The organism is Kitasatospora sp. NPDC001660 (assembly GCF_053596725.1).
On record NZ_JBSFGU010000016.1, the window covers coordinates 108,787 to 133,764 of the forward strand.

The following is a 24,978-nucleotide window of genomic DNA, read 5'->3' on the forward strand; positions in this document are numbered from 1 at the left end:
CCGCGATGTCGTCCGACCACACGGACCGTCCGGAGAGGACCGACCGGCCGTCGGTCCTGGGCCCGGCCGCCGGTTTCGGCGTGACGTTCCGGGCCATGTTCAAGAAGCGGCTGACGGAGCAGTATCCGGAGCAGAAGAAGCCGACGGCGCCGCGCTTCCACGGCCGTCACCAGCTGAACCGTCATCCGGACGGGCTGGAGAAGTGCGTGGGCTGCGAGTTGTGCGCGTGGGCGTGCCCGGCCGACGCGATCTACGTCGAGGGTGCGGACAACCGGGACGAGGAGCGCTATTCGCCCGGTGAGCGCTACGGCGCGGTGTACCAGATCAACTACGCGCGCTGCATCCTGTGCGGGCTGTGCATCGAGGCGTGTCCGACGCGGGCACTGACGATGACGAACGAGTACGAGCTGGCGGACTCCTCGCGCCGGGACCTGATCTTCACCAAGGAGCAGCTGCTGGTGGGTCTGTCCGAGGGCATGGTCGACACCCCGCACGCGATCTTCCCGGGTGCGGACGAGGGCGCGTACTACCGGGGCGAGATCACGGCGGCGGCGCCGGGGACGGTCCGCCAGGAGCGCACCGACCGGGAGAAGGAGGTGCAGGAGTGACCACGGTTCTGGCGGAGGCGACCGGGACGACCTCGACCGGCGAGGCCGTCCAGTTCTGGGTGCTGGCGGTGGTCGCGGTCGGCGGCGCGCTCGGCATGCTGCTGATGCGCAAGGCGGTGCACAGCGCGCTGTGCCTGGCGGCGACGATGCTGGCGCTGGCGGTGTGCTACATGGCCGAGGGCGCGGTGTTCCTGGGCGTGGCGCAGATCGTCGTCTACACCGGCGCGATCATGATGCTGTTCCTGTTCGTGGTGATGCTGGTGGGTGTCACGAGCGAGGATTCGCTGAAGGAGCAGCTGAAGGGGCAGCGGTTCGCCGCGGTGCTGTGCGGGCTGGGCTTCGGCGTGCTGCTGGTCGCGGGGATCGCGAACGCGAAGCTGGACCAGTTCACGGGTCTGCAGGGCGCGAACGCCGAGGGCAACGTGCCCGGTCTGGCGCGGCTGATCTTCACCCGGTACGTGTGGGCGTTCGAGGTCACCGGCGCGCTGCTGATCACGGCGGCGGTCGGGGCGATGGTGCTGACGCACCGGGAGCACGTGAAGGCGCCGAAGACGCAGCGCGAGCTGGCGGCGCAGCGGGTTCGGGACAACATCCAGGTGCCGCCGCTGCCGGCGCCGGGCGTGTACGCGCGGCACAACGCGGTGGACGTTCCGGCGCTGCTGCCGGACGGCACGGTCGCCGAGGACTCGGTGATGGCGACGCTGCGCGAGCGCGGCCAGGTGCGGGACGTGAGCCAGGACATGCTGCGCCGGATGGCGGAACTGGAGAACACGACCGCGGACTGGCTGGGCCGTCCGTCGTCGCAGCGGCCGGCGGTGTCCGGGCCGCGCAAGTCCCTGGAGCCGGTCGCGGCCAACAACACGGTCGCGGCCAACAACACGGTCGCTGCCAACAACACGGTCGGGGGCAACAACGTGAACCACCCGAAGACCGGCGAGGAGGGCGCGGAGTGAATCCGGTCAACTACCTCTACCTGTCGGCCCTGTTGTTCACCATCGGTGCGGCCGGGGTGCTGATCCGGCGCAACGCGATCGTGCTGTTCATGTGCGTCGAGCTGATGCTGAACGCCTCGAACCTGGCGCTGGTGACGTTCTCTCGGCTGCACGGCACGCTGGACGGCCAGATCATCGCGTTCTTCACGATGGTGGTCGCGGCCGCGGAGGTCGTGGTGGGCCTCGCGATCATCGTCTCCATCTTCCGGACCAGGCACTCCGCTTCGGTCGACGACAGCAACCTGATGAAGCTGTAGGCGGAGGGCCCTCGGTGAACTCTCTCATTCCGCTGCTGGTGGCGGCCCCGCTGGCCGGTGCCGCCCTGCTGCTGCTCGGCGGGCGGGCGCTGGACCGGTCCGGCCACTGGCTGGCCACGGCGCTCGCGGCGCTCTCGTTCGGCTTCGGCCTGGCGCTGTTCTCGGACATGCTCGGCCGTGACGCCGGGCACCGGGCGATGACGAAGCACTTGTTCAGCTGGGTGCCGGTGAACGGTTTCCAGGCGGACGTCTCGTTCCGGCTGGACCAGCTGTCGATGACGTTCGTGCTGCTGATCACCGGTGTCGGCACGCTGATCCACCTCTACTCGGTCGGCTACATGGCGCACGACGAGCGCCGCCGCCGCTTCTTCGCGTACCTGAACCTGTTCCTGGCCGCCATGCTGCTGCTGGTGGTCGCGGACAACTACCTGCTGCTGTACTTCGGTTGGGAGGGAGTGGGCCTCGCGTCCTACCTGCTGATCGGGTTCTGGCAGCACAAGCCGAGTGCGGCGGTGGCGGCGAAGAAGGCGTTCATCGTCAACCGGGTCGGCGACATGGGCCTGTCGATCGCGATCATGCTGATGTTCGCGCAGTTCGGCTCCTTCGCCTTCGACCCGGTGTTCGGCGGGGCGGGCCGGGCGAGCGAGGGCAGGCTGACGGCGATCGGCCTGATGCTGCTGCTGGCGGCCTGCGGCAAGTCCGCGCAGGTGCCGCTGCAGTCCTGGCTCGGGGACGCGATGGAGGGCCCGACCCCGGTCTCGGCCCTGATCCACGCGGCGACGATGGTGACCGCCGGCGTCTACCTGATCACCCGCTCCGCGGCGATCTTCAACCTGGCGCCGGACGCGCAGACCGCCGTGGTGGTGGTCGGCGCGGTCACGCTGCTGTTCGGTGCGGTCGTCGGGTGCGCGAAGGACGACATCAAGAAGGCGCTGGCCGGATCGACGATGTCGCAGATCGGCTACATGATCCTCGCGGCGGGCCTCGGCCCGATCGGCTACGCCTTCGCGATCATGCACCTGGTGACGCACGGCTTCTTCAAGGCCGGGTTGTTCCTCGGCGCCGGGTCGGTCATGCACGGCATGAACGACGAGGTGGACATGCGGCACTACGGCGGCCTGCGCACGTACATGCCGGTCACCTTCGTCACCTTCGGCCTCGGCTACCTCGCGATCATCGGCTTCCCGGGCCTGTCCGGCTTCTTCTCCAAGGACAAGATCATCGAGGCGGCGTTCGCCAAGGGCGGCACCGAGGGCTGGATCCTCGGCCTGTGCGCGCTGGTCGGCGCGGCCGTCACCGCGTTCTACATGACGCGCGTGATGGTGCTGACCTTCTTCGGCGAGAAGCGCTGGCAGCCGGACGCGGGGGGCAACGCCCCGCACCCGCACGAGTCGCCGAAGACGATGACGGTCCCGATGGTGCTGCTGGCCCTCGGCTCGGTCTTCGCGGGCGGGCTGTTCGTCCTGAACGACTCGTTCCTCACCTGGCTGGAGCCGGTCACCGGCCACGCCGAGGGCGACTCGCCGCTCACACCGCTCACCGTCACCCTGCTCACCACCGCGTGCATGCTGGCCGGCGTCGGCCTCGCCTACGTCATGTACGGGCGCGGCACCGTCCCCGTGGTGCCGCCGGTCGGCTCCCCGCTCACCCGGGCCGCCCGCCGCGACCTGCTCCAGGACGACCTCAACCACGCCGTCCTGGTGCGCCCCGGTTCGGCGCTCACCGCGACGTTGGTCTACTTCGACAGCCGCGGCCTGGACGGCTTCGTCAACGGCCTGGCCGCCACCATCGGCGGGCTCTCCGGCCGGTTGCGGCGGGTCCAGAACGGCTTCGTCCGTTCCTACGCGCTCTCCATGTTCGGCGGCACGCTGGTGCTGGTCGCCACGACTCTCCTGATGAGGTCCGTGTGATGGACAGGAAATCCACAACGTATGGGGGAGGAGTGGGCATGAGCGAGCGAATCACCGAAAGGCGTGCGCGGGCGAATGCCCCTGCCGGGCGAAGCGAGGCGGGCGCATGAGCGAGCGTAGTGAGCGAATCATCGAAAGGTGCGTGTGGGCGAATGCCCCTGCCGAGCGAAGCGAGGTGGGCGCATGAGTGTCCTCTTGACCGCCACGTGTGCCGTCCCGGCGGCCGGCGCGGTGCTGACCGCCGCCCTGCCCGCCGGGTCCACCGAGGACCGGCGCACCACGACCAAGGCCGTCGCCCTTGGCACCTCGGCGGTCACGCTGGCCCTGGCCGCCCTGGTGGCCGTGCGGTTCGACCCGCACGGCGACCGCTACCAGCTGACCGAGTCCCACAGCTGGATCCGCTCCTTCGGCATCAACTTCTCGCTCGGCGTGGACGGCATCGGTGCGGTGCTGGCCCTGCTCACCGCCGTCCTCGTGCCGATCGTGATGCTCGCCTCCTGGCACGACGCGGATCCTGCGCCGGCCGCGCCCGACGGCACCTTCGACCCCGACACTTTTGAGGGGCGGCGCCGCACCCAGGGCTTCTTCGCGCTGATCCTCGCGGTGGAGGCGATGGTCCTCGTCTCCTTCTACGCCACCGACGTGTTCGTGTTCTACGTGTTCTTCGAAGCCATGCTGATCCCGATGTACTTCCTGATCGGCGGCTTCGGGGACCGGGCGGGCGGCCCCGAGTCGGCGCGCCAGCGCTCCTACGCGGCCGTCAAGTTCCTGCTGTACAACCTGCTCGGCGGCCTGGTCATGCTCGCCGCCGTGATCGGCCTGTACGTGATCGCGCAGGACCAGGGCCTCGCGACCTTCGACCTGCCGACCCTCGCCTCGGCCGTCGCCGACGGCAGGCTGCAGTTCAGCGGCACCGCCTCCAACGCGCTGTTCCTCGGCTTCTTCTTCGCCTTCGCGGTGAAGGCCCCGCTGTGGCCGCTGCACACCTGGCTGCCGAACGCGATGGGCGAGGCCACCGCCGGCACCGCCGTGCTGATCACCGCCGTGGTCGACAAGGTCGGCACCTTCGCGATGCTGCGCTTCTGCCTCGGGCTGTTCCCCGACGCGTCGAAGACCTTCGCCCCGGCGATCCTCGTGCTGTCGGTGATCGGGATCATCTACGGCGCGCTGCTCGCGGTCGGCCAGAAGGACATCAAGCGCCTGGTCGCGTACGCCTCGATCTCGCACTTCGGCTTCATCATCATGGGCATCTTCGCGCTGACCAGCCAGGGCCAGAGCGGCGCCACCCTGTACATGGTGAACCACGGCATCTCCACCGCCGCGTGGATGCTGGTGGCCGGCTTCCTGATCTCGCGCCGCGGCTCGCGCCTGATCGCCGACTACGGGGGCGTGCAGAAGGTCGCCCCGGTGCTCGCCGGGACGTTCCTGCTCGGCGGCCTCGCCACCCTGTCGCTGCCCGGGCTCGCCCCGTTCGTCAGCGAGTTCCTCGTCCTGGTGGGCACGTTCACCCGCTACCCGGCGATCGGCATCGTCGCCACCTTCGGCATCGTGCTGGCCGCGCTGTACGCGCTGCTGCTCTACCAGCGCACGATGACCGGCCCGGTGAAGGCCGAGGTCACCGGCATGCCGGACCTCAAGGTCCGCGAACTGGCCGTCGTCGCCCCGCTGGTGGCGCTGACGATCCTGCTCGGCGTCTACCCCAAGCCGCTCACCGACATCATCAACCCGGCGGTGAACGCGACGCTCTCGCAGGTCCACGAGACCGACCCGGCGCCGGCCCACCCGGTCGCCGCCACCTCAGGAGGTGAGCAGAAGTGAGCACCACCGGCATGCTCGCCGCCGCTGGCGGCTCCACCCCCGGCATCCCGGCGCCGCACATCGAGTACGGCCAACTCTCCCCGATGCTGGTGGTGTTCGGCGCCGCCGTGGCCGGCGTCCTGGTCGAGGCCTTCGTGCCCCGCCGTTTGCGGCACTGGACGCAGGTCGTCCTCGCCCTCACCGGCCTGGCCGGCGCGTTCGCCGCCGTCGTGGTGCTCGCCGCGCAGGGCCACGGCACCACCAGGATGGACCTGCTCGCCATGGAGTCGGTGGCGATGGACGGCCCGGCGCTGTTCCTGCAGGGCGTGATCATCCTGGTCGCCGCCGTCGCCGTGCTGACCTACGCCGAGCGGCGCCTGGAGCCCAAGGCGGGCGGGCGCCCGGCCGACGCGTTCGCCGCGCAGGCCGCCGCCACCCCGGGCGGCGAGCAGGAGCGGGCCGCGGTCCGGGCCGGCTTCGCCACCAGCGAGGTGTTCCCGCTGACCCTGTTCGCCGTCGGCGGCATGCTCCTCTTCCCGGCCGCCAACGACCTGCTGACGATGTTCGTCGCGCTGGAGGTCTTCTCGCTGCCGCTGTACCTGCTGTGCGCGCTGGCCCGGCGCCGCCGGCTGCTCTCCCAGGAGGCGGCCGTCAAGTACTTCCTGCTCGGCGCCTTCGCCTCCGCGTTCTTCCTGTTCGGCACCGCCCTGCTGTACGGCTACGCGGGCAGCGTGAAGCTCGGCGACATCGCCGACGTCATCTCCGGCAAGGCCATGACCAACCCGGCGCTGCTCAGCAGCACGCGGACCGACGCGCTGCTGCTCATCGGCCTCGCGATGCTCGCCGTCGGCCTGCTCTTCAAGGTCGGCGCCGTGCCGTTCCACGCCTGGACCCCGGACGTCTACCAGGGCGCGCCGACCCCCGTCACCGGGTTCATGGCGGCGGCCACGAAGGTCGCGGCCTTCGGGGCGTTCCTGCGCCTGTTCTACGTGGCCTTCCCCGGGCTGCGGCTGGACTGGCGGCCGGTGCTGTGGGGCGTCGCGATCCTCACCATGGTGGTCGGCGCGGTGCTCGCGGTCACGCAGCAGGACGTCAAGCGCCTGCTCGCCTACTCCTCGATCGCGCACGCCGGGTTCATCCTCACGGGTGTGATCGCCACCAGCAAGCAGGGCCTCGGCTCGGTGCTGTTCTACCTGCTGGCGTACTCCTTCGTGACGCTGGGCGCGTTCGCCGTGGTCACGCTCGTGCGCGATTCCAAGGGCGAGGCGACCCACCTGTCCAGCTGGGCCGGTCTCGGCCGACGCTCCCCGCTGGTCGCGGCGGTGTTCGCGCTGTTCCTGCTGGCCTTCGCGGGCATCCCGCTGACCTCCGGGTTCACCGGGAAGTTCGCGGTCTTCCAGGCGGCGGCGGCCGGCGGCGCGACGCCGCTGGTCATCGTCGGTGTGCTGAGCTCGGCGGTGGCCGCGTTCTTCTACATCCGGGTCATCGTCCTGATGTTCTTCTCCGACCCGCAGCCCGGCGGCCCGACGGTCGCGATCCCGAGCGCCTTCACGGCGACCGCGATCGGCGTCGGCGTGCTCGTCACGCTCGTCCTCGGGCTGCTGCCGCAGTACTTCCTGGACCTCGCGTCGAAGGCCGCGCTCTTCGTCCGCTGAGCGTGCAGGAGTGCAGGAGTCGGGGGAGACTCCGCAGCGTCCGGGCCACCCCTCGCGGGGCGCGGTCCGGACGCGGCGTTCCCGCCGCCGCCGTCCTTTATTTCCAGCCGAATTCACATCCGGGGCCCGAGTGCTCCCACAGCCGCCCTGACCTGGGACTCCAGCCCGATCATGACAGGATCCGCACGCCCGTGCAGTGATCCACTCATGACCGGATACCCTGCCTGTATGGCCAGCGGCGGCACTCAGGGACCAGGCCGCTAGAACGACCAGGGACAGAGGAGTGGTCTTCGTGACCGTCGTGGGACCCTTCGGGCTCAGCGTGCAGGACCGCGACCTGACCCGGGACGTCCAGGCCGGGCTGGACGCGGTGGAGGCGGCGCTCGCCGAGGCCGTCAAGAGCGACGTCCCCTTCATCACCGTCACCGCCAGCCACCTCATCGAGGCCGGCGGCAAGCGCTTCCGCCCGCTGCTCCTGCTGCTGTCCGCCCAGTTCGGCGACCCCGGCGCGCCCGGTGTCGTGCCGGCTGCGGTCGTCGTCGAGCTCACCCACCTGGCCACGCTCTACCACGACGACGTCATGGACGAGGCCCCGGTGCGCCGCGGCGCCCCCAGCGCCAACTCCCGCTGGGACAACTCGGTGGCCATCCTCACCGGCGACTTCCTGTTCTCCCGCGCCTCCCAGGTCCTCGCCGACCTCGGCCCCGAGGCCGTCCGGCTGCAGGCCGACGCCTTCGAGCGGCTGGTCACCGGCCAGATCCTGGAGACCCAGGGCCCCGGTCCCGACGGCGACCAGCTGACCCACTACCTGGACGTGCTCGCCGGCAAGACCGGATCGCTGATCGCCGCCTCCTGCAAGATAGGAGCGCTGATGGCCGGTGCCGAGCCGCGTGTCGTCGACACCCTCAGCGAGTTCGGCGAGCGCATCGGCATCGCCTTCCAGCTCGCCGACGACGTGCTCGACATCGCCAGCGACGGCGACGAGTCCGGCAAGACCCCCGGCACCGACCTGCGCGAGGGCGTGCCGACCCTGCCCACCCTGCTCCTCCAGGGCATGGCCGCCGACCCCGCCGATCCCGAGGACACCCGGCTGCGCGAACTGCTCGCCCAGGACCTCGCCGACGACGAGCTGCACGCCGAGGCGCTGCGCCTGCTGCGCCACCACCCGGCGCTGGAGCTCGCCCGGCGCGAGACCCTGCGCCAGGCCGAGGAGGCCCGCGCCCTGCTCGCTCCGCTGCCGCGCTGCCCGGCCAAGGACGCGCTGGAGGCGCTCTGCGATTCGGTGGCCATCCGCACCATGTGACGGGCCGGGAGGCGCGCCGGGCAACAGCCCCGGCGCGCCACCGCCCGGGCGCGCCACCGCCCCGATAGGGAAGACTGGCCCCGTCAGCTCACGCCTGCCGGGAAGGTCGCCATGCGTCGCGTCGTCATCGCCGAGGACTCCGTACTCCTGCGGGAGGGCCTGACCCGGCTGCTCACCGACCGCGGCCTGGAGGTCGTCGCGGGGGTCGGGGACGGCGACGCGCTGCTGAAGACCGTCCACGACCTGGCCGCCGGCGGCGACCTGCCCGACGTCGTCGTCTCCGACGTGCGGATGCCCCCCTCCCACACCGACGAGGGCCTGCGCGCCTGCGTCGAGCTGCGCGGCCGCTACCCGCAACTGGGTGTGCTGGTGCTGTCACAGTTCGTGGAGGAGCGCTACGCCTCCGAGCTCCTGGCCGGATCCACCCGGGGCGTCGGCTACCTGCTGAAGGACCGGGTCGCCGAGGTGCGGGAGTTCGCCGACGCGGTGCTGCGGGTCGCCGAGGGCGGCACCGCGCTCGACCCGGAGGTCGTGCAGCAGCTGCTCAGCCGCAGCCGCAAGGGCGACGTCCTGGCCAATCTGACCCCGCGCGAGCGCGAGGTGCTCGGCCTCATGGCCGAGGGCCGGACCAACGCGGCGATCGCCAGGCAGCTCGTGGTCTCGGACGGCGCGGTCGAGAAGCACGTCAGCAACATCTTCCTCAAGCTGGGCCTGGCCCAGAGCCCGGAGGACCACCGCCGGGTGCTCGCGGTGCTCACCTACATCAACTCCTAGTGCCCCTGCCGATTCGTGGTCGCGGAGCCCGGGCCGGAATGATCTCCGGCCGCCGTGCGTTGAAGATCCTGTGGGCGTGAACCGGTCATTTCCCGCCGCACGCGGGAGTTCCGGCCCGGGCAGGTAAAGCCCGCATAGGATGCGAGAGGTGCACCAGGCGGACGGGGCACAGGGTCACGCCCGCGGTGGCGTGCCCACGAGGAGGTCCGCGGCAGTGACCAGTCAGGTCGATCAGTCAGAGGCAGTGGACGGCCCGGAGGGCGACGAAGGCCGCGCGGGTTCCGGTGGCGGCCGCTCCGGCACGGCCGCGCCGGCCGGTGCGCAGCGCAGACCCGCCAAGCCGATCCGCCGCCTGGACCGGGTGATCATCCGGTTCGCCGGCGACTCCGGCGACGGGATGCAGCTGACCGGTGACCGGTTCACGTCCGAGACGGCGTCCTTCGGCAACGACCTCTCCACCCTGCCGAACTTCCCGGCCGAGATCCGGGCCCCGGCCGGTACCCTGCCGGGCGTCTCGTCCTTCCAGCTGCACTTCGCCGACCACGACATCCTGACGCCCGGCGACGCCCCGAACGTCCTGGTCGCGATGAACCCGGCCGCCCTCAAGGCGAACCTGGCGGACCTGCCGCGCGGCGCCGAGATCATCGTCAACACCGACGAGTTCACCAAGCGCGCGCTCGCCAAGGTCGGCTACGCCGCCGACCCGCTCGGCGACGGCTCGCTGGAGGCCTACCACCTGCACAAGGTGCCGCTGACCACGCTGACGCTGGAGGCGCTCAAGGACAGCGGCCTGGCCCGCAAGGACGCCGAGCGCGCGAAGAACATGTTCGCCCTCGGCCTGCTGTCCTGGATGTACCACCGGCCGACCCACGGCACCGAGGTCTTCCTGCGCAGCAAGTTCGCGAAGAAGCCGCAGATCGCCGAGGCCAACATCAGTGCGTTCCGGGCGGGTTGGAACTTCGGCGAGACCACCGAGTCCTTCGCCGTCTCCTACGAGGTGGCCCCGGCGAAGCTGCCGGCCGGGCGCTACCGCAACATCTCCGGCAACCTGGCCCTGTCCTACGGCCTGATCGCCGCGTCCCAGCGCTCCGGGCTGCCGCTGTACCTCGGCTCGTACCCGATCACCCCGGCCTCGGACATCCTGCACGAGCTGAGCAAGCACAAGAACTTCGGCGTGCGGACCTTCCAGGCCGAGGACGAGATCGCGGGCATCGGTGCCGCCCTGGGCGCGGCCTTCGGCGGCTCGCTGGGCGTGACGACGACCTCGGGCCCGGGCATCGCGCTCAAGAGCGAGACGATCGGCCTGGCCGTCTCGCTCGAACTCCCGCTGCTCGTCGTGGACATCCAGCGCGGCGGCCCGTCCACCGGCCTGCCGACCAAGACCGAGCAGGCCGACCTCCTCCAGGCGATGTTCGGGCGCAACGGCGAGGCCCCGGTGCCGATCGTCGCCCCGGCCACGCCTGCCGAGTGCTTCGGGGCGGCGCTGGAGGCGGCCCGGATCGCGGTCACCTACCGCACCCCGGTGTTCCTGCTCTCGGACGGCTACCTGGCCAACGGCTCGGAGCCGTGGCGGATCCCCGGGGCGGACGAACTTCCCGAGATCGACCCGGACTTCGCGACCGGCCCGAACCGCGAGGACGGTGCCTTCTGGCCCTACCAGCGCGACCCGAAGACGCTGGCCCGCCCGTGGGCGCTGCCCGGCACCCCCGGCCTGGAGCACCGCATCGGCGGCATCGAGAAGCAGGACGGCAGCGGCAACATCTCCTACGACCCGGCCAACCACGACTTCATGGTCCGCACCCGGCAGGCCAAGGTGGACGGCATCGTCGTGCCGCCGGTCGAGGTGGACGACCCGAGCGGAGAGGCCCGGGTGCTGGCGCTCGGCTGGGGTTCGACGTACGGGCCGATCACGGCGGCGGTGCGCCGGGTGCGGGCCGACGGCGGCGAGATCGCCCAGGCGCACCTGCGCCACCTGAACCCGTTCCCGGCCAACCTGGGCACGGTGCTGAGGAGTTACGACAAGGTCATCGTCCCCGAGATGAACCTCGGCCAGCTGGCGCTGCTGCTGCGCGCCAGGTACCTGGTGGACGCGGAGTCCTACAACCAGGTGCGCGGGCTGCCGTTCAAGGCGGCGCAGCTGGCGGACGTGCTGTGGGCGGCGATCGGCACCCTGGACGAGGAGGACCACCGATGACCGAGCAGTTCCCCTCGCTGCGCCTGGTGCCGAAGGCCGAGGAGCGGCAGAGCGCGAAGGACTTCAAGACGGACCAGGAGGTGCGCTGGTGCCCGGGCTGCGGGGACTACGCGATCCTGGCGGCGGTGCAGTCGTTCATGCCGGAGCTGGGGATCAGACGGGAGAACACCGTCTTCGTCTCCGGTATCGGCTGTTCGTCGCGTTTCCCGTACTACATGAATACCTATGGGGTGCACTCGATCCACGGGCGGGCGCCGGCGATCGCGACGGGTCTGGCGTCGTCGCGGCCGGACTTGAGCGTGTGGGTGGTGACGGGTGACGGTGACGCGCTGTCGATCGGCGGGAACCACCTGATCCACGCGCTGCGCCGAAATGTCAATCTGAAGATCCTACTGTTCAACAACCGTATCTACGGCCTGACCAAGGGTCAGTACTCGCCGACCAGCGAGCTCGGCAAGATCACCAAGTCGACGCCGATGGGTTCGCTGGACGCGCCGTTCAACCCGCTGTCGCTGGCGATCGGCGCGGAGGCCTCGTTCGTCGCGCGGACGATCGACTCCGACCGCCAGCACCTGCAGTCGGTGCTGCGGGCGGCGGCACAGCACGAGGGCACGGCGCTGGTGGAGATCTACCAGAACTGCAACATCTTCAACGACGGCGCGTTCGAGGTGCTGAAGGAGCCGGGCACCCGGGACGAGGCGCTGATCCGGCTGGAGCACGGCGCGCCGGTGCGCTTCGGGGCGGACGGCGGCCAGGGCGTGTTCCGCGGGCCGGACGGCGAGTTGTTCACGGCGGCGGTGACGCCGGAGAACGAGGGGTCGGTGCTGGTGCACGACGCGCACGCGGCGAGTCCGGCGGCGGCGTTCGCGCTGTCGCGGATCGCGGACGCGGACACGCTGCACCACACGCCGATCGGCGTGCTGCGGGACGTGCGGCGGCCGGTGTACGACGAGTTGATGGCGAACCAGCTGGCCACGGCGGTCGCGCACCGGGGTCCGGGCGATCTGGCCGCGCTGCTCGCGGGCAACGACACGTGGACGGTCGACTGACGTTCTCCGTGCCGTAGCGGCGCCCCCTCGCTGAACTGCCGAGGGGGCGCCGTCGCGTGTTCCTGCTGCCGGACCCACCCCGGAAGGCCCGAAGGCGGGGCTCCCGGGGTGGGAGCCCCGCCTTCGGCGCGGTGGGTGAGGTGCGTCAGAAGACGCAGGGGATGCCGCCGTCGGAGGTCGCGTCGACCCCCGGGCCCTGCATGGGCAGGTTGGCGGCCGGGTCGGACGGGGCCTGGGGGGCGCCGGCGCCCGGGGCGGCGGCCTTGTCACCGGCCGGGCCGGTGAAGGACGTGCCGAGGGTGACGGTGACGTGGTCGGCCGAGGAGGCGGCCGACTCCGTGGCGGTCACGCCGTAGCGGGCGGCGATCTGGTCGGCGGCGTCCTTGGCGCCCTTGCCGTAGACCACGGTGGTGGCCTTCGGCTTGGTGGCCGCGCGGTCGACCTTGCCCTCCTTGAAGCCCATCGCCACGAGCGCCTTGGACTCCGAGGTGGCGGCGCCCTTGACGGAGGAGGCGTCGTAGACGTTCACCGTCGCGGCCGAGGCGGCCTTGGCAGCGGGGGTGGTGGGCGCCTCCGTGGGGGCGGGGGCCTCGGTGGTGGGCGCGTCGCCCGGGGCGTCGCCGGGGGCGGGCGCGGAGGAGTCGGCGTAGCCGAAGACCTGCTTGACGACCTTCTGGACCTTCGACGGGGTGACGAGGTTGACGTCCTGGCCGTTCCTGGTGGCGAAGCCGTCGAACGTCAGGGTGTTGAACTCGACGTTGCCGCCGGCCAGGTTGGGGGCCTGCTGGGCGAAGTCGAGGACGTTCCACTCGTTGTCGATGACGAGGTCCTTCTGGATCACGCCGAACAGCGACTTCAGCTTGCCGATGTCGCTGATGATGCCGTCCTGCTTGAGCTTGTGCACGACGGAGGAGATGAAGGCCTGCTGGCGGTGGGTGCGGGCGAAGTCGCCGCTGTTGCCGTGGCCGTCGTCCAGGTTGTGGCGCTGGCGGACGAAGGCGAGCGCCTGCGAGGCGTTGAGGTGGTTGATGCCCTTGTGGAAGTCGGCACCGGAACCCTGGCCCTCCTCGGCCGGGTCCTTGGTGTCGTGGGTGAGGCAGACGTCGATCGGCTCGACGGCCTTCGCGATGTCGTAGAAGCCCATCAGGTTGACCTCGGCGACGTGGTCGACGGGCTGGTCCAGGAACTTCTGGACGGTGCGGATGGTGGCCGCGCGGCCCGCGTCGCGGCCGGCCTTCTCCAGGTCCGCGCCCTTGAGGCCCTTGGCGGCCAGGCTCGGGTTCACCTTCTCCTTGGCGATCCCGTAGGCCTCCTTGATCTTGTGCATGCCCTGCTGCGAGCCGTCGCCGTTGTAGGTCATGACGTAGTCGTCGCGCGGGATGGAGACCGCCTGCACCTTGCCGCCGCCCGCCGGTATGTGCAGCAGGATCAGCGAGTTGGTGTTGTAGCCGCCGATGTCGGAGCTGTGGCCGGCGTGGAGTTCGTCCTGGACGAACTCCGGGGGCAGGTCCGAGCCGTCCATGTTCTTGCGGCTGTCGAGGCCGATCAGCAGCAGGTTGACCGAGTTGTCCAGGTGCTTGGGCGCGTCCTTCTTCGTCTCGGCGATGACGTTGGTCGTGGTCATGCCGTCGGTGAGGGACGTGTACTCGTACCAGACCACCCCGCTGGAGACGAACACCGCGAGCGCCATCGAGACGGCCACCGTGCGGCCGGCGATGAGCAGTGGGGAACGCCGCGTGACCGGGGTCTCCGGGGCCTGCGCGGCACGTCGGGCGGCGGCGCGGCCGCCGTCCCGGTTCTCGCCGCCGCCTGCGTTCTCAGCCATGGTGTTTCCTCCTGTCCAGGACCACCCGGACCACGATCACCAGCACGGCAGCCCCTGCGGCTGCGGCCATCACGGGAAAGCCGTGGACGACCCACTTCGCGGAGCCGGTCGCCAGGGCCTTGCCCTTGTACGCGTCGCCGTTGGCCGCCAGTTCGGCGGCGGCCGTCACGCCGAGGACGAGCAGGGGAGAGGCACACAGCACCCACCACCAGCCGCTGCGGCTGCTGAGCGCTGCCGCCAGGCCCGTCCCGAGGACGGCGCCGGCCGCGAACGCGAAGCCCATGCCGGGGCCGGAGAGCTCGTCGACGCCCGCGCCCAGCGCGGGCAGTACGACGGCCAGCGCCGCGGGCAGGAGAGCGCCGCCGGGGCGGGTCCGCGCCGGTTCGGCGCTCCGCGCGGGTGCCGCGGCCCGCCCGGGCGGCCGCTCCGCTTCCTGGGTGGAGGACGTCCGTCCTCGCTTTCCAGCCACGCACTCACCCCCGGTGTCTTCCGCGCCCGTGCGTCATGGCGGCGGCCTCAGCCGTTCCTCGGCGGGACGGCGTCGTGGTCGCTGTCGATGATCTGGACGTCGGGTTCGGCCGGCCGGTTCCCGCTGTCGGTCGGGGGCAGGCTCGCATACAGGTTTCCTCTACACGGGTGTAGAGATCGAGCGCAGCATATAGCACCCCTGTTCGGCGCAGGTTTCGGACTGTGGCTTCCCGGCGGCTTCCCGGCGGCTTCCTCATGGGGCGCGGCGGGTGCGTGGTGGGTGCGCGGCGGGCGTGCGGCCGATTGTCGCGGATGAGAAGGCGGTGAGAAAAGCGGTTCCCGGAAAAATGCCTCTGACCTGCGATGATGCCGGTTCTTCGGGGCCGTTCGGGGCCGTTCGCGGGCGCCTCGGGCGGCGGGCTCAGGACTTGTTGAAATCCGGACAGCACAATGGCGCTCCTCGACGGCACCCGGAGGCGAGAGGAGGGCGCGCAATGGCGACCACGGTCACATCCGCGCCGCCCGCAACGGCCCGGCCCGGCGTCCCGGACGGCCTGGTCCCCGGCGCGGTGCTCGCCGCCGTCGCCCTCGGCGCGTTCGGCGTGCTGGCCCTGTGGTGGCGGGACACCGCCTTCGTGTCCGGCGCGGCGGCCTGGCTGACCGGGGCCGGGCGGATCACCGGCCTGCTCGCCGGGTACGCCGCACCCGTCCTGCTGCTCCTCATGGCCCGGATCCCGCTGCTGGAACGGGAGGTCGGGGCCGACCGGCTGGCCCGCTGGCACGCCTTCGGCGGCCGGTACCTGGTCGGCCTGGTCACCGTGCACCTGCTCACGATCATCTGGGGCTACGCGCTCACCGACGGGCGCGGGGTGGTGGGGGAGGGCGTGCAGATCGTCTTCCACTATCCCGACATGCTCAAGGCCACCGCCGGGACGCTCCTGCTGCTCGGTACCGGCGCGGTCTCCGCCCGGATCGCCCGCCGGCGCCTCGGCTACGACGCCTGGTACTACCTGCACCTGGCCACCTACCTCGCCGTCGCGCTCGCCTTCGCCCACCAGCTCACCACCGGCGCCGACCTCGGCGAAGGCCCCGCCCGGCTCGCCTGGTACGCGCTCTACCTGGGCACCCTCGCACTGCTCGGCTGGTACCGGCTGGCCCTGCCCTACCTGCGCGACCGGCGGCACCGGCTGCGGGTCGCCGAGGTGCGGCAGGAGGGCCCCGGCGTGGTCTCGGTGTTCCTGGTCGGCGAGCAGGTCGAGCGGCTGCGGGCCGAGCCCGGGCAGTTCTTCCGGCTGGAGTTCAAGGCGCCGAGCCTGCGCTGGGCGGCCAACCCGTACTCGCTGTCCGCGCCGGTGCGACCGCCGTTCCTGCGCTTCACCGTCAAGGACCTCGGCGACCACAGCGCCGCCGTGGCCCGGTTGCGGCCCGGCACCCCGGTGCGGGCCGAGGGCCCGTACGGGGCGTTCACCGGGCGGCGGCAGCGGCGGCGCAAGGTGCTGCTGCTGGCGGCCGGGGTCGGCATCACACCGCTGCGGGCGCTGTTCGAGACGCTGCCGGGGCAGGTGACGCTGGTCCAGCGGGCACGCCGGCCCGAGGACCTGCTGTTCCAGAAGGAGCTGGCCGAGATAGCCGCCCGCCGCGGGGCCGCCGTGCACGCGGTGGTGGGCTCCCGGGCCGAGGTCGGCGACCTCGGGAGGGTGCTGCGGCGCCTCGTCCCGGACCTCGCCCGGCACGAGGTGTTCCTCTGCGGCCCCGAGGACTTCTCGGCGGACGCCGTCGAGGCGCTGCGCGGGGCCGGGGTGCGCCGGATCCACCACGAGGCCTTCGGCTTCTGACCGTCCTTCATCCGACGAGCAAGGAGAGTAGTCACCGTGCGCAGAGCCGTCGTCGCCGGCAGCGCCACCGCCGCGGGCGTGATCCTGCTGCTGTCGCTCAAGCCGCACCAGGGCGCCGCGAGCGCCGCCGCCCCGATCAGTTCGGGGGCCTCCTCCACCGACGCCCCGTCGACCACGCGGGCCACGGACGCGTCGGCCTCCCACGCGATCACCGGGGACTCGATCGACACCCGGTACGGGCCGGTCCAGGTCAAGGTGACGCTCGCGGGCAAGAAGATCACCAGGATCGACGTCGTCAGGTACCCGACCGACAGCGGGCGGGACCGGTCGATCAACAGCTACGCGCTGCCGGTGCTCAACCAGGAGGCGATGTCGGCCCAGAACGCCCAGATCGACGTGGTCTCCGGTGCCACCTACACCAGCGACGGCTACACCCGCTCGCTGCAGAGCGCCCTCGACAAGGCGGGCGCATGAGCGGGCGTAGGGAGCGAATCATCGAGAGGTGCGCGTGGGCGAATGCCCCTGCCGGGCGCAGCGAGCTGGGCGCATGAGCACCGCGGCCGTGCCGGACAAGGTCCGCCGGCACGCCGAGCACGTGATGGGGACGGTGTTCTCGTTCGCCGTGCACGGCGGCGGGCGGAGGCTGGACGACGTGCTGGCCCGGATCGTCCTGCGGCTGCACCGGATCGACGAGGTGTTCTCCCCCTACCGGGAGGACAGCGACATCAGCCGGTTCGGGCGCGGGGAGATCGGCCTCGGCGGGTGCGACCCCGAGGTGGCGCAGGTGCTGGCGCGTTGCCGCGAGGTGGCGGCGCAGACGGACGGCTTCTTCACCATGCGGCCCGGCGGGGTGCTCGACCCGAGCGGGTGGGTCAAGGGCTGGGCGGTCGAGGAGGCCTCGCGGGAGCTGCGGGAGGCCGGCTTCGAACGGCACTGCGTGAGCGGCGGCGGCGACGTGCAGACGGCGGGCGGGCCCTGGCGGGTCGGCATCGCGCACCCGCTGCGGCCGGGGGAGGTGGTCGCGGTGGTCGCCGGGAGCGACGTCGCGGTGGCGACCTCGGGCGTCGCCGAGCGCGGCGCCCACGTCGTCGACCCGTACCGGGGCCGCCCGGCGGAGGGGCTCGCCTCGCTGACGCTGGTCGGTGAGGGGCTGGCGAGCGTGGACGCGTGGACGACGGCGGCTTTCGCGATGGGCCCGGACCGCGGTCTCGCCTGGGTGTCCGCGCGGCCGGGCGTCGAGGCGCTCGCAGTCCTGCCGGACGGTGGCACACGGTGGACGCCGGGCTTTCCGACGTACGTGGAGGCGGCCCGTGCACTCGGCTGACACCCCCCCCCGGCCCACCGCCACCCCGGCCGCCCCCGGCCGTTGTACACTGCACCGGCTAGTTTCAGAGCTCGGGAAATGGAGTGGCCGTGGCGGTGACGGGCGGATCGGGTCGGCCGGAGAAGCGGGTGGCCATCACGCGGGCCGCGACGGCGGTGTTCGGGCGTGAGGGGTACGTCCGCGCGAGCATGGACGCGATCGCCGCGGAGGCGGGCGTCTCGAAGCGCACGGTGTACAACCACTTCGCCGACAAGGAGACGCTCTTCCTGTCGGTCGCGCTGGAGAGCTCCGGCGAACTGACGGGCAGGATCCGCGAGTTGGTCGACCGCCACCTCGGCAAGATCGTCGACCTGCGCCAGGACCTCACCGACTTCGCCGTCGACCGCGCGCACGCCGTCCTGTCCGCCGGTGACCACGGCGCGCTCGGCCGGGCCATCCGCGCGGAGGTGGCCAACATCCCCGCGGACGTCCTGGAGGCCTGGCTGGAGGCCGGCCCCATCGCCTCGCTGCGCGACATCGCCGGGAAGTTCACGGTCCTGGCGGATCGGGGGCTGCTGGCGATCGACGATCCGGCGCTGGCCGCCGAGCAGTTCACGCTGCTGACGTTCCACGGCGTGGCCGACCGCTCCTTCTGGGGCGCGCTGCCGGTGCCGGAGGCGGAGGTCGAGCGGATCGCGGCGCTCGGGGTGGACGCGTTCCTGAAGGTCTACGGGGTGCCCGCGGGCACCCCGTAGACCGGGAGCGTCACTTCCAGTCGACGCCCTTGCCCAGGGTGTACGGGTCGGCCCAGTACTCGGCGCCCGCGACCTTGGAGGCCGCCGGGGCGAGCGACACCTGGCAGCCGGTGGCGGACTGGCCGTTGGTGAAGCCGCTGGGCAGCGACCTGGCCGTGCACTTCGGGAAGGAGCCGAAGAGCGCCACGTCCTGTGCGCCGGAGCCGTCCGCCAGGAGCCCTCTGATGCTGGTCAGGCTGGAGTACGACAGGTCGGTGGCGCCGACGTTGGTGAACGTGTAGTGGATGTAGTACGGCACCATGCCCTTGGCCTTGTCGCCGAGCTTGAGGCTGTCCAGGTCGGCCTGGGTGCCCTGCTCGATCGAGGTGATGGTCAGGGTGATGTCGCCCTTGGTGCTGCCGGAGCTGAACGGGACCTGGACGGTGTCGCCGATCTTGGCGGTGGTTCCGGGCGCGGCGTCCTTGCCCGTACCGGCACCGGCACCGCCCCCGGCCGCCGGGGCGGAGGTGGCGGGCGCGGCGGCCGAGCTGGTGGGTGCGTCGGCGCTCGGGGTGGCGGACGGCGCGGCCGGGGTGCCGGCCGGGGTCGCGGTGGTCGGTGCGGCCGGCGCGGCGGTCTTCGCCGTGTCGGACGAGGAGTTGTCGTTGCAGGCGGTCAGCGTCAGCACGCCGACCACGGCCAGTCCGGCCAGTGCGCGCACGCTCGTTCTGGTGGCGAAGGTGTTCATGTGACGTCCCCCGTGGCTGCGGACCGTCGGACGGCGGCCCTCTCGGTGAACGTTGATAGCGCACGCCGGGTCGCGAACACCACGGCTTTGACGGCCTTTTGACCTCGCCGTGACAGGTTGGGGATGCGGTTGGCGCAACGCGCGACCTGGCGAGCGGGGTGGTGAACACCCCGCTCCCGTAGGCAGGTTACGGCAGCGTGGCGTGCTCGGCCCGGCTGGCGGCGAGCCGCTGCGCGGCGAGAGCGCGGGCCTGCTCGGGGTCGTCCCCGGTGACCCGGGCGAGGATCGCCGCGAGCGGTCTGACCTGCCCGGAGGCGCCCCAGTGGCCCTCCGGGATCTCGGTGGGGAACACCCAGACGCGGCCGGGGTCGCGCGGCCAGGCGCCGTCCTCGGCGTCCAGGACCGCCTCCGTGACGTCGGCGATGACGCCCGCGCGGATCTTCGCGCCGAACTGCCCTTCGGGGACGGACGGGACGACCCGGTAGCGCGGCGCGTCCGCGGGCTTGCCGCCGACGTGGACGGCGGCGGGGCGGTGCAGGAACAGCCAGGACACCTCGCGGACGGCCGGGTCGGCCGGGATCGGCGCACGCCGAGGCGCGGGGGTGTGGGGATCGTCACCGTTACGGTCGGATGTTCGGGCCCCTACGATCGCGAGCGTGACCGACAGCTATTTCGAGCGCACCGGCGAGCGTTGCTTCAAGCCCACGGTTCATGCGGGCGGCGCCTGGAACGAAGACGAACTGCACTTCAGCCCGGTGGGCGGCCTCGTCGTCCATGCGATGGAGCGGCACCGCGCGGAAGCGGGAGCGGACAGCGGGCTGGCGATGGCCCGGATCAGCTTCGACATCCTGGGCCGGATCGCCGTCGACGAGTGCGAGATCACGGTGGAGACGGTCCGGCCGGGGCGGACGGTCGAGCTGGTGGAGGCAGTGCTGGTCATCGGTGGCCGGGCGGTGATCCGGGCCCGGGCGTGGTACCTGGCTTCCCTCGACACGGCGCTCGTGGCCGGCAGCCCGGTGGAGCGGCTGGCCGCGCCGGAGGAGTTCGAGCCGTGGGCGATGAGCGAGCTGTGGGACGGGGGGTACATCGCCTCGATCGACGTCCGGCGCCGGGAGTTGGCGCAGGGCCGGTCCCAGGCCTGGATCAGCAGCGGGGTCGAGTTGGTGGCCGGGGAGGAGATCAGCCCGCTCGCGTCCTTCGTGGCGCTGATCGACACGGCGAACGGGATCGCCGCGCGCCAGGAGCCCACGGAGTGGATGTTCCCGAACGTGGACCTGACCATCCACCTGCACCGGCAGCCCGAGGGCCGCTGGACGGGGATGGACACGACCGTCAGCTTCGGCCCGGCGGGTCACGGCCTCACCGGCACCGTCCTGCACGACGTCCACGGTCCGGTGGGCTCCGCGCAGCAGGCGCTCACCGTGCGGCCGCTGGGGGCGTGAAAACCGCTGGGTGTTCGGCGGCCGTCGACCTACCATCGCGCGAATGATCACTCATGAAGCGATACTCGACGCCGCCCTCGCCCGGATCGCCGCCGGCTACGTGTTCCCCGAGAAGACGGACGCGATCGAGGCGGCGATCCGCGGCCGGCTCGCCGAAGGCGCGTACGAAGGGCTGGACGAGCGGCAGTTGTGCGAGCGGGTCACGGAGGACCTCCAGGAGGTGTGTCCGGACAAGCACCTGCGGCTGTTGTGGAGCGAGGAGCCGCAGTCGATGGACGAGGAGCCGGAGGACGTCGCCCGCGAGCGGTTCGCCCGGTACGCGCGGGAGGCGAACTACGGCGTCCGGCGGGTGGAGCAGCTCGACGGCAACATCGGGTACCTCGACCTGCGCATGATCCCGCCTGCCGGGCTGGGCGGTCCCGCGATCGCTGCCGCGATGCAACTGCTGGCGCCGACCGAGGCGTTGGTGATCGACCTCCGGAAGTGCAGCGGTGGCGCGCCGGAGGGTGTGCAGCTGTGGTGCAGCTACTTCTTCGCCGACGACGAGGTGCACCTCAACGACATCTACGACCGGGCGACGGGCGTCACGCGCCAGTTCTGGACGCTCGGCGACCTCGCCGCGCCGCGCTACCTGGACCGCCCTGTCGCCGTGCTGACCAGCGACTTCACGTTCTCTGGCGGCGAGGAACTGGCCTACAACCTGAAGGCGTTGAAGCGCGCCACCCTGGTCGGAGAGGCGACCCGCGGCGGTGCCCACCCGACGGCCCGCATCCCGGTGGCCCCGCACGTGACGGTGACCGTGCCGGCGGCCCGCGCGATCAACCCGGTGACGGGCACGAACTGGGAGGGCGTCGGCGTCGTGCCGGATGTGGCGGTCGCGTCCGAGGACGCCCTGGAGCGGGCGCTGAACCTCCTGCGCTGAGTTCCGTCCCCGGCTGTCGGCTCGCCGCCGACAGTCGGGGCATAGCGTTCACGTTCAATACATTGCAACGAACGGGGCCCATCGTTGCATTACTCTTCAGGGTCTCTGCAACGATTTAGTGGCTCTCACCTGCGATGATGCTGATTTCTCGCAACAAGTGTGTTGTCTGGTATTGGAAAGCAACGTAGCTTTTCCGTCATAAGAAACGGCGGGCCGACAAAGTGCCTGCCGCAGAGACAGGGAGAGCACGATGCAGAAGTTCGACACCCCCGCCCCGGTCGCCGCCGTCCTCGACGTTCCGGCGGGCCGGATCCGGTTCATCGCCGCCGACCGCGCCGACACGACCGTCGCGATCCTGCCCGCCGACGCCTCGAAGAGCCGTGACGTGAAGGCGGCCGAGCGGGTCGAGGTCGCCTTCGCCGACGGCGTCCTGCGGATCGAGGCCCCGGAGGCGAAGAACCGGGTCCTCGGCAACTCCGGCTCCGTCGAGGTGACCGTCCAGCTGCCTTCCGGTTCCCGCGTCGAGGCGAAGGCGGCCGACGCCGAACTGCGCGGTGTGGGACGGCTCGGCGACGTCGTCTTCGAGGGCGCCCGGGCCACGGTCAAGCTCGACGAGGCCGCCGAGGCCCGCCTCACCGTCCAGGCCGGCGACGTCACCGTCGGCCGTCTCACCGGCCCGGCCACGGTCACCACCCAGAAGGGCGACATCCGCATCGCCGAGGCCGTGTGCGGCGCGGTCGTGCTGAAGACCCAGTCCGGCGAGATCGCGGTCGGTGCCGCCCGCGGAGTGTCCGCCTCGCTCGATGCCGGCACCTCCTACGGCCGGATCCACAACGCGCTCCGGAACACCGACGGCGCCGCCGCCGGCCTGCACATCCAGGCGACCACCGCCTACGGCGACATCACCGCGCGCAGCATCTGAACCGCACCCGCTCCCACAAGACCACGTCCGAACTCCCCGAAGCGAGGCACGCCATGAGCAGCAACCACTCCGCCTGGACCGGCATGGTGCAGGTCGAGGACACCGCCCTGGCCGTCACCGACACCGGCGGGTCCGGCACCCCGGTGGTCTACCTGAACGGCTCCTACGCGGACCAGTCGCACTGGCGGCGCGTCATCGCCGAACTCGGCCCGGGCTACCGGCACATCACCTTCGACGAGCGCGCCCGCGGCAAGTCGAAGCAGTCGACGGACTACTCGTTCGAGGCGTGCCTGCGCGACGTCGACGCCGTCCTGAAGGCGCGGGGCGTGGAGCGGCCGATCCTGGTGGGCTGGTCCTACGGTGCGCTGATCGCGGTGAACTGGGCCGCCCGCAACCCCGAGCGCGTCGCGGGTGTGGTGTCGGTGGACGGTGCCATGCCGAGCCCGAGCGATTGGCTCGACGACGCCATGCGGGAGAAGATCCGCAAGCTGTTCCGCCGGCTCAGCCCGCTGTTCCCGATCTGCCGCCCGCTCGGGATGGCCGCCCGAATGGACGCCGCCCAGCACGCCGACATCAACTTCCAGGCCATCGAACTCTGCGCGCCCGCCGCCCTCGACCCGGTCCTCGACCGCCTGACCGCACCGACCCGCTACGTGGTCGCCTCCGGCGGCAACCTCGGCGCCAAGGAGAAGGACATCGAGCAGTTCCGCGCCAACCTCGAACCGGTGCTCGCCCGCAACGAGAACATCAAGGTCAGCGCCAAGGTTGCGAGCAACCACTCCAAGATCCTGCGCAAGGACTTCCGGGCCGTCGCCGACACGGTGCGGGAGCTCGCCACCGCCCACATGACCGCATGACACGGACGGAGTTCTACGACGACGATGTTCGGCAGATACCCCCCGGTGGCGATGCCCCGGGGGGTAGGGCCGGTCTCAGGTCAGATGGTCGAACTCGCCGGCCTTGGCTCCGAGGATGAGGGTTCGGAGCTTGGCAGTGGATGTGGTGATGACGACCTCGGGGGCGTCGGACTCGCGAAGATGGCAGACAACGTCGGCGCCGCTTGCCAGCTCTAGGCACGCGTTGCCGGCATCTCCGCCGCTGAACGAGGACTTCTGCCAAGAGAGTTCAGACATGGTTGGCGCCTCTCATGCGCGTAGCGGGTACAGGAGGTATTGGAGAAGTCCCCACGAGTTCTGAGAGTCCTGCCGGTATGACGTCGCAGCGTCGATGGCAGGCAAGGCGATCTCACTCAACTGCTGGAACTTCCAGTTGTATGCCGCAATGCTCTCAGGGGAGCCGTCGTGCTTCGCACTCCCAGGGAGGTCCAAGACGATCGTCGAGAGGTCTGTACACCCGGGATTGCACAGGACGAAGCCGCCTGCCTGAGACGGCTTCCTGGTCGCTGCGAATGGGAGGATCTGGATATCTACGTTGGGACGTTCGGCCATGTCGAGCAGATGGATCAACTGGGCCCTCATGACCGACTCGCCGGGAAACAACATCCGCAGTGCAGCCTCGTGGATAACGAACCGGAACTTCCGTTGACCCTCGTCCAGGATGCGCTGGCGATCCGTGCGGAACTGGACTGCCGTTGCCAGGTCCCACAGACCGTTGCGATATGAATCCTTGTAGATCGCCTCTGCGTACGCGGGAAGCTGAAGTAGCCCGGGGATATAGAGCGTTTCGTAGTTGTCGAGGTAGACCGAGCGGTCTTCGAGCTCTGCCAGATCGAGCGACAGATCCGGAACCTTGCCCTTGAACTTGGTCCACCAGCCCTTGCCGTCACTGGTGCCGAGGTCATGCAGCAGCGTGGCGTAGGTCTTATCCGTGCACCCGTAGCCGTCGAGCAGGATCGCCAGCCGTTCCGGGTCGAGTGATGTGCGTGCAGCCTCGATGTGGCTCAGCTGCGGGCCGACGATGCCGATGAGGGCGCCGGCATCCTTGACCGCGAGTCCGGCCGTCTCGCGCAGTCGCCTCAGCTCGGCGCCGAACCGCCGCTGACGTTCGCTGATTTGGGTCCTGAGTGCCAAGGGGGATTCCTTCCGTGTCGGGCCAGTCTCCACCCACACGGGTGAGCCTATCCAAGCCGTGAGGGCCATCTTCGCGATTGGGTTGCACGCGTAAGACCTTCGGCCCTACTCTCAGTGTTGCACCGATCGCATGACGGAGCGTCAGTAATGCCTGCTTCCGCACCGCAGAGCAACCTCTTTTCCGGCCTGGCTCACGGTGACTCTCCGCCG

The 24,978-nt window shown here is 71.0% G+C and carries 24 protein-coding genes; 18 read left to right on the top strand and 6 right to left on the bottom strand.

What is annotated here, in order from left to right:
- Positions 1-5 precede the first annotated feature (5 nt).
- The 10 genes from nuoI (at position 6) to ACWCXH_RS19575 (ending at position 12,539) form a co-directional block, all read left to right on the top strand.
- Complete coding sequence (gene nuoI / locus ACWCXH_RS19530) at positions 6-608, top strand: NADH-quinone oxidoreductase subunit NuoI (RefSeq protein ID WP_449802673.1); 603 nt, start codon at positions 6-8, stop codon at positions 606-608.
- Positions 605-1,561, top strand: a complete 957-nt coding sequence (locus ACWCXH_RS19535) for an NADH-quinone oxidoreductase subunit J (protein WP_449802674.1) — start codon at positions 605-607, stop codon at positions 1,559-1,561. The genes nuoI and ACWCXH_RS19535 overlap by 4 nt, the downstream gene beginning before the upstream one ends.
- A complete protein-coding gene (gene nuoK / locus ACWCXH_RS19540; protein ID WP_195911268.1) occupies positions 1,558-1,857 on the top strand; it encodes an NADH-quinone oxidoreductase subunit NuoK in 300 nt (99 codons plus the stop codon). The genes ACWCXH_RS19535 and nuoK overlap by 4 nt, the downstream gene beginning before the upstream one ends.
- 14 nt (positions 1,858-1,871) lie before the next feature.
- Positions 1,872-3,767: an NADH-quinone oxidoreductase subunit L gene (gene nuoL / locus ACWCXH_RS19545; protein WP_449802675.1), complete on the top strand. Its 1,896-nt coding sequence runs from the start codon at positions 1,872-1,874 to the stop codon at positions 3,765-3,767.
- A 183-nt stretch (positions 3,768-3,950) separates the two neighbouring features.
- Positions 3,951-5,585: an NADH-quinone oxidoreductase subunit M gene (locus tag ACWCXH_RS19550; RefSeq protein WP_449802676.1), complete on the top strand. Its 1,635-nt coding sequence runs from the start codon at positions 3,951-3,953 to the stop codon at positions 5,583-5,585.
- 11 nt (positions 5,586-5,596) lie between these two features.
- The gene (gene nuoN, locus ACWCXH_RS19555) at positions 5,597-7,219 is read left to right on the top strand and encodes an NADH-quinone oxidoreductase subunit NuoN (RefSeq protein ID WP_449802724.1); all 1,623 of its coding nucleotides are present in this window, start codon (positions 5,597-5,599) and stop codon (positions 7,217-7,219) included.
- Positions 7,220-7,511: 292 nt separating this feature from the next.
- Positions 7,512-8,522 (top strand): polyprenyl synthetase family protein, encoded by a 1,011-nt coding sequence (locus ACWCXH_RS19560; protein WP_449802677.1) that lies wholly within the window; start codon positions 7,512-7,514, stop codon positions 8,520-8,522.
- A gap of 111 nt (positions 8,523-8,633) precedes the next feature.
- The gene (locus tag ACWCXH_RS19565; RefSeq protein WP_449802678.1) at positions 8,634-9,296 is read left to right on the top strand and encodes a LuxR C-terminal-related transcriptional regulator; all 663 of its coding nucleotides are present in this window, start codon (positions 8,634-8,636) and stop codon (positions 9,294-9,296) included.
- A 214-nt stretch (positions 9,297-9,510) separates the two neighbouring features.
- Entirely contained in the window at positions 9,511-11,490 is a 1,980-nt protein-coding gene (locus ACWCXH_RS19570) for a 2-oxoacid:acceptor oxidoreductase subunit alpha (RefSeq protein ID WP_449802679.1), read from the top strand.
- Positions 11,487-12,539, top strand: a complete 1,053-nt coding sequence (locus ACWCXH_RS19575) for a 2-oxoacid:ferredoxin oxidoreductase subunit beta (RefSeq protein ID WP_449802680.1) — start codon at positions 11,487-11,489, stop codon at positions 12,537-12,539. Before ACWCXH_RS19570 ends, ACWCXH_RS19575 begins: the two co-directional genes overlap by 4 nt.
- 145 nt (positions 12,540-12,684) lie before the next feature.
- On the opposite strand, the gene ACWCXH_RS19580 is transcribed toward ACWCXH_RS19575, so the two are convergent.
- Together ACWCXH_RS19580 and ACWCXH_RS19585 are read right to left on the bottom strand one after the other, a co-directional pair.
- Positions 12,685-14,364 (bottom strand): LCP family protein, encoded by a 1,680-nt coding sequence (locus ACWCXH_RS19580; RefSeq protein ID WP_449802681.1) that lies wholly within the window; start codon positions 14,362-14,364, stop codon positions 12,685-12,687.
- Positions 14,357-14,833 carry a DUF6542 domain-containing protein gene (locus tag ACWCXH_RS19585; RefSeq protein ID WP_449802682.1) on the bottom strand — a complete coding sequence of 159 codons (477 nt, stop codon included), beginning with the start codon at positions 14,831-14,833 and terminating at the stop codon, positions 14,357-14,359. The genes ACWCXH_RS19580 and ACWCXH_RS19585 overlap by 8 nt, the downstream gene beginning before the upstream one ends.
- A 493-nt stretch (positions 14,834-15,326) precedes the next feature.
- Here ACWCXH_RS19585 and ACWCXH_RS19590 point away from each other — a divergent pair, with 493 nt between their 5' ends.
- The 4 genes from ACWCXH_RS19590 (at position 15,327) to ACWCXH_RS19605 (ending at position 18,725) form a co-directional block, all read left to right on the top strand.
- A complete protein-coding gene (locus ACWCXH_RS19590) occupies positions 15,327-16,667 on the top strand; it encodes a ferredoxin reductase family protein (RefSeq protein ID WP_449802683.1) in 1,341 nt (446 codons plus the stop codon).
- A gap of 36 nt (positions 16,668-16,703) precedes the next feature.
- Positions 16,704-17,141 (top strand): FMN-binding protein, encoded by a 438-nt coding sequence (locus ACWCXH_RS19595; protein WP_449802684.1) that lies wholly within the window; start codon positions 16,704-16,706, stop codon positions 17,139-17,141.
- A 73-nt stretch (positions 17,142-17,214) separates the two neighbouring features.
- Positions 17,215-17,991: an FAD:protein FMN transferase gene (locus tag ACWCXH_RS19600; RefSeq protein WP_449802685.1), complete on the top strand. Its 777-nt coding sequence runs from the start codon at positions 17,215-17,217 to the stop codon at positions 17,989-17,991.
- A 128-nt stretch (positions 17,992-18,119) separates the two neighbouring features.
- Positions 18,120-18,725 (top strand): TetR/AcrR family transcriptional regulator, encoded by a 606-nt coding sequence (locus ACWCXH_RS19605; protein ID WP_449802686.1) that lies wholly within the window; start codon positions 18,120-18,122, stop codon positions 18,723-18,725.
- 10 nt (positions 18,726-18,735) lie between these two features.
- Here the strand turns inward: ACWCXH_RS19605 and ACWCXH_RS19610 are convergent, their stop codons facing one another.
- Positions 18,736-19,452, bottom strand: coding sequence for a hypothetical protein (locus ACWCXH_RS19610; RefSeq protein ID WP_449802687.1), 717 nt, complete (start codon positions 19,450-19,452; stop codon positions 18,736-18,738).
- A gap of 187 nt (positions 19,453-19,639) precedes the next feature.
- Complete coding sequence (locus ACWCXH_RS19615; RefSeq protein WP_449802688.1) at positions 19,640-20,005, bottom strand: hypothetical protein; 366 nt, start codon at positions 20,003-20,005, stop codon at positions 19,640-19,642.
- Positions 20,006-20,108: 103 nt separating this feature from the next.
- Here ACWCXH_RS19615 and ACWCXH_RS19620 point away from each other — a divergent pair, with 103 nt between their 5' ends.
- From ACWCXH_RS19620 to ACWCXH_RS19635, 4 genes are all read left to right on the top strand, one after another.
- Positions 20,109-20,894 (top strand): thioesterase family protein, encoded by a 786-nt coding sequence (locus tag ACWCXH_RS19620; protein WP_449802689.1) that lies wholly within the window; start codon positions 20,109-20,111, stop codon positions 20,892-20,894.
- Positions 20,895-20,937: 43 nt separating this feature from the next.
- On the top strand, positions 20,938-21,816 hold the full coding sequence (locus ACWCXH_RS19625; RefSeq protein ID WP_449802690.1) for a S41 family peptidase: 879 nt from the start codon (positions 20,938-20,940) through the stop codon (positions 21,814-21,816).
- A gap of 250 nt (positions 21,817-22,066) precedes the next feature.
- Positions 22,067-22,738, top strand: coding sequence for a DUF4097 family beta strand repeat-containing protein (locus ACWCXH_RS19630; RefSeq protein ID WP_449802691.1), 672 nt, complete (start codon positions 22,067-22,069; stop codon positions 22,736-22,738).
- Between the two features lie 53 nt (positions 22,739-22,791).
- Entirely contained in the window at positions 22,792-23,595 is an 804-nt protein-coding gene (locus tag ACWCXH_RS19635; RefSeq protein WP_449802692.1) for an alpha/beta fold hydrolase, read from the top strand.
- Positions 23,596-23,670: 75 nt separating this feature from the next.
- On the opposite strand, the gene ACWCXH_RS19640 is transcribed toward ACWCXH_RS19635, so the two are convergent.
- Together ACWCXH_RS19640 and ACWCXH_RS19645 are read right to left on the bottom strand one after the other, a co-directional pair.
- Positions 23,671-23,871: a DUF397 domain-containing protein gene (locus ACWCXH_RS19640; RefSeq protein WP_449802693.1), complete on the bottom strand. Its 201-nt coding sequence runs from the start codon at positions 23,869-23,871 to the stop codon at positions 23,671-23,673.
- Positions 23,872-23,883: 12 nt separating this feature from the next.
- Positions 23,884-24,768, bottom strand: a complete 885-nt coding sequence (locus ACWCXH_RS19645) for a helix-turn-helix domain-containing protein (RefSeq protein WP_449802694.1) — start codon at positions 24,766-24,768, stop codon at positions 23,884-23,886.
- Positions 24,769-24,978 lie beyond the last annotated feature (210 nt).

What these genes read in the sequence shown, in the direction of transcription:
- nuoI (WP_449802673.1), top strand. Translation starts at nt 6, where the DNA reads ATGTCGTCCGACCACACGGACCGTCCGGAGAGGACCGACCGGCCGTCG.
- ACWCXH_RS19550 (WP_449802676.1), top strand. Translation starts at nt 3,951, where the DNA reads ATGAGTGTCCTCTTGACCGCCACGTGTGCCGTCCCGGCGGCCGGCGCG.
- nuoN (WP_449802724.1), top strand. Translation starts at nt 5,597, where the DNA reads ATGCTCGCCGCCGCTGGCGGCTCCACCCCCGGCATCCCGGCGCCGCAC.
- ACWCXH_RS19565 (WP_449802678.1), top strand. Translation starts at nt 8,634, where the DNA reads ATGCGTCGCGTCGTCATCGCCGAGGACTCCGTACTCCTGCGGGAGGGC.
- ACWCXH_RS19575 (WP_449802680.1), top strand. Translation starts at nt 11,487, where the DNA reads ATGACCGAGCAGTTCCCCTCGCTGCGCCTGGTGCCGAAGGCCGAGGAG.
- ACWCXH_RS19580 (WP_449802681.1), bottom strand. Translation starts at nt 14,364, where the DNA reads ATGGCTGAGAACGCAGGCGGCGGCGAGAACCGGGACGGCGGCCGCGCC.
- ACWCXH_RS19590 (WP_449802683.1), top strand. Translation starts at nt 15,327, where the DNA reads ATGGCGACCACGGTCACATCCGCGCCGCCCGCAACGGCCCGGCCCGGC.
- ACWCXH_RS19600 (WP_449802685.1), top strand. Translation starts at nt 17,215, where the DNA reads ATGAGCACCGCGGCCGTGCCGGACAAGGTCCGCCGGCACGCCGAGCAC.
- ACWCXH_RS19610 (WP_449802687.1), bottom strand. Translation starts at nt 19,452, where the DNA reads ATGAACACCTTCGCCACCAGAACGAGCGTGCGCGCACTGGCCGGACTG.
- ACWCXH_RS19625 (WP_449802690.1), top strand. Translation starts at nt 20,938, where the DNA reads ATGATCACTCATGAAGCGATACTCGACGCCGCCCTCGCCCGGATCGCC.
- ACWCXH_RS19630 (WP_449802691.1), top strand. Translation starts at nt 22,067, where the DNA reads ATGCAGAAGTTCGACACCCCCGCCCCGGTCGCCGCCGTCCTCGACGTT.
- ACWCXH_RS19635 (WP_449802692.1), top strand. Translation starts at nt 22,792, where the DNA reads ATGAGCAGCAACCACTCCGCCTGGACCGGCATGGTGCAGGTCGAGGAC.
- ACWCXH_RS19640 (WP_449802693.1), bottom strand. Translation starts at nt 23,871, where the DNA reads ATGTCTGAACTCTCTTGGCAGAAGTCCTCGTTCAGCGGCGGAGATGCC.